The organism is Streptomyces sp. SID11385 (assembly GCF_010548245.1).
Classification (GTDB): Bacteria; Actinomycetota; Actinomycetes; order Streptomycetales; family Streptomycetaceae; genus Streptomyces.
Genome location: NZ_JAAGLR010000638.1, coordinates 1 through 4,647 on the forward strand (window position 1 = coordinate 1; position 4,647 = coordinate 4,647).

A 4,647-nucleotide genomic window follows, 5' to 3' on the forward strand; every position below is an offset into this window, starting at 1 on the left:
CGAGCACACTCCGACCGGGCACGCCCCGGCCGAGCACGCCCCCGCCGGGCCCCCCGCGCGGGCCGACTGAGCCGCCGCCCCCGCCGGAAGGCGCCTCCCGGGCCGCTCGGCCCCACCAGTCCGTACCCGTACGCAAGGAGCGACACCCCCATGGCGAGCGAAGCCCCCCGAGCGGGCAGCGTGTCCGACCTCGACTGGCTGCTCAGCGGCCTCGTGCAGCGCGTCGTGCACAGCCGCAGCGCCGTACTCCTCTCCGCGGACGGACTCGTCAAGTCCGTGCACGGGCTCGACAAGGACAGCGCCGACCACCTCGCCGCGCTCGCCTCGGGCATCCACTCCCTCGCCCGCGGCGCGGGCGTCCGCTTCGCGGACGGCGGCGAGGTCCGCCAGGTCGTCATCGAGCTGTCCACCGCGCTGCTCTTCGTCTCCGCCGCCGGCTCCGGCACCTGCCTCGCCGTCCTCGCCGGGCCCGAGGCCGACCCGGGCGTGCTCGGCTACGAGATGGCGATGCTCGTGAAGAGCGTGCGCCCCTTCCTCGTCACCCCCGCCCGGCGCCCCGCGCGCGTGGCGAGGACGAGCTGAGGCCCCGTGACACTTCAGCCGGCCGGCGGCCGACGCCGCCGCAAGGAGGGCAGGGCCTGGTACGACGGCGAGGCCGGGCGCCTCGTCCGCCCCTACACCGTCAGCGGCGGGCGCACCACGCCCCGTACCGCCTTCGGCCTGCTCTCGCAGGTGCGCGCGACCGGCACCCCGGCGCCCGCGCACCTCGGGCCCGAGCACAGCGAGGTGCTCGGCCTGTGCTCCGTACCGGCCTCCGTCGCCGAACTCGCCGGGCGGCTGCGGCTGCCCGTCGTCGTCACCAAGGTGCTGCTCTCCGACCTCGTGGACTGCGGCTCCCTCGTCAGCAAACAGCCGGACACTTCCCCCCACCCCACGGACCGGTCCCTACTGGAGGCACTGCTCGATGGACTACGACGACGGCTCTGAGACGTTCCCCACCGCCCTGAAGATCCTCGTCGCCGGTGGTTTCGGAGTGGGCAAGACGACCTTCGTCGGCGCGGTGAGCGAGATCGCCCCGCTGAGCACCGAGGAACTGCTCACCAGCGCCAGCGCCGGGACCGACAGCCTCGAAGGCGTCGAACGCAAGACGACCACCACGGTCGCGATGGACTTCGGCCGCATCACCCTCGACCGCGACCACGTCCTCTACCTCTTCGGCACCCCGGGCCAGGAACGCTTCTGGTTCATGTGGGACGAACTCTCCGAGGGCGCGCTCGGCGCCGTCATCCTCGCCGACACGCGCCGCCTCGCGGACTGCTTCGCCGCCGTCGACTTCTTCGAGGAACGCGGCCTGCGCTTCGTCGTCGCGATCAACGAGTTCGACGGCGCGCACCGCTACGAGGCCGAGGAGGTGCGCGCCGCGCTGTGCCTGCCGCCGCAGGTCCCCGTCGTGCACTGCGACGCCCGCATCTCCAGCTCGGGCATCCAGACCCTGCTGACCCTCGTCAAGCACCTGCTGACGGCCGCGCACCCGGCCCCCGCACCCGCCTCCGCTCCGGGCGACCGGGCCAGCGCATGAACCTGGGCCGTCTCCTGCTGCTCCCCGAGGACCCCGAGGCCCCCGAGCGCGAGCGCCGCCTCGCCGCCCTCGGCCTCGGTGCGGCCCCCGTGCCCGCGCTCGACGCCCACGCGGCCCGCCTCGCCGCGGGCGCGGGCGCCCCCTACGCCGGGGTCAACTTCGTGCACACCGACCACCAGTACCTCGCCGGGCTCCACCCGCACGGGGTCCCCGCGGCGGCCCGGCGCCTCCCGCGCGAGCACGGCTTCTGCACGTACGTCGTCGTCCGCCGCCGGGCCCTCGTCCTCGACGACGTACGCGACTACCCGCGCTTCTCGCCCAACGAGGCCGTCGACCTCTCCGGCGTCCACGCCTACCTCGGCGCCCCGCTCACCGACCACGACGGCTTCGTCCTCGGCACGCTGTGGGCCGCCGCGCGCGAACCGCGCGACTGGGGCCGCGAGGCGCTGGCCCTCGTCAAGACCCTCGCCGCCGAACTCGCCCCGCTCGTGCGCGGCGCCGGCGGGGCATGAGCGGGCCGCGGCGGGGGAGGGGACTTCCCACGAGGCCCCCACGCGAAGGAGCAGGACCACCATGACCGCAGCAACGCCCGGCGTGCTCCAGAGCGGCGACGGCGCCGCCGTCGCCACGTACACCTGGCTGCCGCCCGAGGGCCGCAGGCCCCGCGCCTTCCTCCAGCTCGTCCACGGCGCCGCCGAGCACGCCCGCCGCTACGACCGCTTCGCCGCGCACCTCACCGCCCACGGCTACGGCGTCCTCGCCTCCGACCACCGCGGCCACGGCGCCACCGCCCCCTCGACCGGCGGCTACGGCGTCACCGGTACGGACGAGGGGCCCGAGGCGGACGGCTGGCTCGCGATCCTCTCCGACCTCAAGGCCGTCGGCGACCAGGCCCGCGCCCTCCACCCCGAGGTACCCGTCCTGATGCTGGGCCACAGCCTCGGCTCGATGCTCGCGCGCGAGTACGTCCAGGAGTACCCCGACGACCTCGCGGGACTGATTCTCACCGGCGTCTTCCGCTCCCTGCCCGGTGCCGAGTACGCGTCGGGCACCGCCCGCCTGGAGGAGGAGATCGCCGCGCACGGGCGCGCCCACGTCAGCGACTTCGTGCCCCGCCTCTTCGCCTCCTTCAACGACGGCTTCGCGCACCGGACCGGCTTCGAGTGGCTCTCGCGCGACGAGGCCGAGGTCGACGCCTACGTCGCCGACGAGCGCTGCGGCTTCCCCTTCTCGGCGGGGCTCGCCCACGACTGGCTGCGCGCCGCGTACCGCGTCAACGACCCGGCCCGCCTCGCCCGGATGCCCCGCGACCTGCCCGTCCACCTCGCCGCCGGCACCCTCGATCCGTGCAACCAGCGGATGACCCTCGTCTACGAGCTGCTCGACGACTACCGCTACCACGGCGTGGGCGACGTGACCTGGACGGGTTACGAGGGCGCGCGGCACGAGATCCTCAACGAGACGGAACCCGACCGGAGCAGGGTGTACGAGGACCTGACGGCCTGGCTGGACGCGCACACGCTCTGAAGCGGCCCGCCGGATACGCGCCTTCTCCGGCACACCCGCGCCCTCCTTCTCCGGCACACCCGCGCGCCTTTCCTCCACGCCCCGGAACGCGACAACGCTTCCGCCCGCGCGGTGGCATGATCTCGGGCGGCGGCACCACGGCCGCGCGCGGGCACGGAGGGACGAGCGGGCATGGCGGCTGGACCGGAAGCGGCGGGGGAGCGGACCGGGGGACGCGGCAGAGCCGGGAAGGGCGGTGCAGGGGTGGGAGAGGAGGCGTGTACCGGTCTGTGGACCCGCGACTTCGGCCTCTTCTTCACCGCGCGCGCCGTCGCGAAGCTCGGTGACACGATGCTCCCCGTCGCCCTCGCCGCCGGCCTCCTCCAGGAGGGGTACGGGGCGGGCGCGGTCGGGCTCGCGATGGCCTCGTCCGTGGCTCTCTTCGCCGGGCTCGTCATCTTCGGCGGCGTCATCGCCGACCGCTTCGACACGCGCAAGCTCATGACGGGCGCCGACTCCGTGCGCGTGCTCACGCAGTCCGTCGCGGCGCTGCTCTTCTTCACGGGCAGCGCCGAGCTGTGGCAGATCTGCGTCATCGGCGGCCTCAACGGCATCGCGTCGGCGCTCTTCCAGCCGGGCGTCGCCTCGACCGTGCCGCGCCTGGCGGCCGACGTGCAGAAGGCGAACGGCGCCGTGCGCGTCGCCGAGTCCGTCGCCGCCCTCCTCGGCCCCGCCTTCGCCGGGATGCTCGTGGGCCTCGCCTCGCCCGGCGCCGTCTTCCTCGTCCACGCGGGCACGTACCTCGTGAGCGCGCTGTGCCTGATCACGCTGCGCCTCCCGGCCGCCGCGCCGCGCGCCGAGGCGGCGGCCCCGGGCCGGTTCCGCGCCGACCTCGTGGAGGGCTGGCACGAGTTCCGCTCCCGCGTGTGGCTGTGGGGCGTCATCTCGGTGTGGGGCCTGTACATGATCGCCGCCTGGGGCCCCACCGTGCCGCTCGTCGCGACCCGCGTCGTCGACGAGCACGGCGCGGGCGCCTACGGCCTCGTCAACACCGCGCTCGGCGCGGGCACGGTCCTCGGCGGCCTCATCGCCCTGCGGCTGCGCCCCACGCGCATGCTCCGCGCGGGCGCGATCGCCTTCTTCGCCGTGAGCGTCTTCCCGGCCGCGGTCGGCGCGGGGCTCCCGGTGCCCGGGATGGCGGCGGGCGCCTTCGTGGCGGGCGTCGGCACGGCGTTCTGGGGCGTCATGTGGGCGACGACGGTGCAGACGCAGGTGCGCCCCGAGGTCCTCAACCGCATCCACGCCTACGACGTCGCGGGTTCCCTCGCCCTGCTCCCGGTCGGCCAGGCCCTCGCGGGCCCGGCCGCGTCCCTCTTCGGCACCGACGCCGTCCTCCTCGCGGGCGGCGTCGTGATCCTCGTCTGCGCCACCGTCCTCCTCCTGGTCCCCGGCATCCGCCGCCTGCCCCGCGCCGAACCCCGGCTCGTGCCCGCGGCGACCGGCGGCACGCTGCCGGCGCGGGACGAGCCCCGCGAGCAGGCGAGGGCCTGACGACGGCGGGC

At 75.3% G+C, this 4,647-nt stretch carries 6 protein-coding genes; all 6 read left to right on the forward strand.

Annotated features, from left to right (window positions below; translation table 11 throughout):
• The first annotated feature begins 150 nt into the window (after positions 1–150).
• The 6 genes from G3I42_RS19435 (at position 151) to G3I42_RS19460 (ending at position 4,636) form a co-directional block, all read left to right on the forward strand.
• Positions 151–582 carry a roadblock/LC7 domain-containing protein gene (locus tag G3I42_RS19435; protein ID WP_164287647.1) on the forward strand — a complete coding sequence of 144 codons (432 nt, stop codon included), beginning with the start codon at positions 151–153 and terminating at the stop codon, positions 580–582.
• 6 nt (positions 583–588) lie between these two features.
• Positions 589–987 carry a DUF742 domain-containing protein gene (locus tag G3I42_RS19440; RefSeq protein WP_007819784.1) on the forward strand — a complete coding sequence of 133 codons (399 nt, stop codon included), beginning with the start codon at positions 589–591 and terminating at the stop codon, positions 985–987.
• Positions 965–1,579: an ATP/GTP-binding protein gene (locus G3I42_RS19445; RefSeq protein WP_164287649.1), complete on the forward strand. Its 615-nt coding sequence runs from the start codon at positions 965–967 to the stop codon at positions 1,577–1,579. The genes G3I42_RS19440 and G3I42_RS19445 overlap by 23 nt, the downstream gene beginning before the upstream one ends.
• Positions 1,576–2,091, forward strand: coding sequence for a GAF domain-containing protein (locus G3I42_RS19450; RefSeq protein WP_164287651.1), 516 nt, complete (start codon positions 1,576–1,578; stop codon positions 2,089–2,091). Before G3I42_RS19445 ends, G3I42_RS19450 begins: the two co-directional genes overlap by 4 nt.
• Before the next feature lie 61 nt (positions 2,092–2,152).
• On the forward strand, positions 2,153–3,106 hold the full coding sequence (locus tag G3I42_RS19455) for an alpha/beta hydrolase (protein WP_164287653.1): 954 nt from the start codon (positions 2,153–2,155) through the stop codon (positions 3,104–3,106).
• Positions 3,107–3,277: 171 nt separating this feature from the next.
• On the forward strand, positions 3,278–4,636 hold the full coding sequence (locus tag G3I42_RS19460) for an MFS transporter (protein WP_164287655.1): 1,359 nt from the start codon (positions 3,278–3,280) through the stop codon (positions 4,634–4,636).
• The last annotated feature ends 11 nt before the right edge of the window (positions 4,637–4,647 follow it).